We start from the raw sequence: 779 nt of genomic DNA, 5'->3' as shown, positions 1-779 counted from the left end.
TTAAGAAAACCTGAGCCAAAGCTCGGAGAACAATTATGACTAAAGCCATCAGTATGGACGCGCTGCTTTCCCCTTGGGTGGATTGCCCTAGTTTGGCGTCCGTTCTTGTTTCAGAACTAGAACTTGATAGTCGCAAAGTTCAACTAGGTACAACCTTTGTCGCTATTGTCGGCCATGTGGTAGATGGACGTAAGTTCATTGCCTCTGCGATTGAAAAAGGCGCCAATGCGGTGATTGCCCAGGCTTGTGATGTGAAAGCGCATGGCACAATCGACATCATCGATGATATTCCGGTGGTTTATCTCGATGCGCTTGATAAATGTTTATCTGAAATTGCCGGCCAGTTGTACACCTATCCTGATATGAAGTTGATTGGTGTGACAGGTACAAACGGTAAAACTACCATCACCCAGCTTATCGCGCAGTGGATTGGATTAGTTGGCTCAAAAGCAGCAGTGATGGGCACCACAGGTAATGGTTTCTTAGATGATTTAAAAGAAGCGGCGAACACCACAGGAAACGCAGTGGAAATCCAGCATACGCTGGCTTCTTTGGCCGAACAACAAGCGCAATATACGGCGTTAGAAGTGTCTTCTCATGGCTTGATCCAAGGCCGCGTTAAATCCCTTTCCTTTGCTGCTGGCGTATTTACCAACTTGAGCCGAGACCATCTTGATTATCACGGTACGATGGAAGAGTACGCCAATGCCAAACTAACGCTGTTTACCCAGCATCAATGTGATCAAGCAATCATCAATGTTGATGACGAAGTTGGCGCT

1 protein-coding gene is annotated in these 779 nt (G+C 46.6%); it reads left to right on the top strand.

The genetic code is table 11. The annotated features are described in order from the left end of the window. Positions 1 to 35: 35 nt before the first annotated feature. Positions 36 to 779: Mur ligase family protein (locus R7R78_RS25680; protein WP_225474564.1), on the top strand; the 744-nt coding region annotated here is incomplete at its 3' end.

Source organism: Vibrio sp. 2134-1 (genome assembly GCF_033339495.1).
The sequence above is the reverse complement of the archived record's forward strand: the minus strand, read 5'-3'. Positions and strand labels throughout refer to the sequence as shown.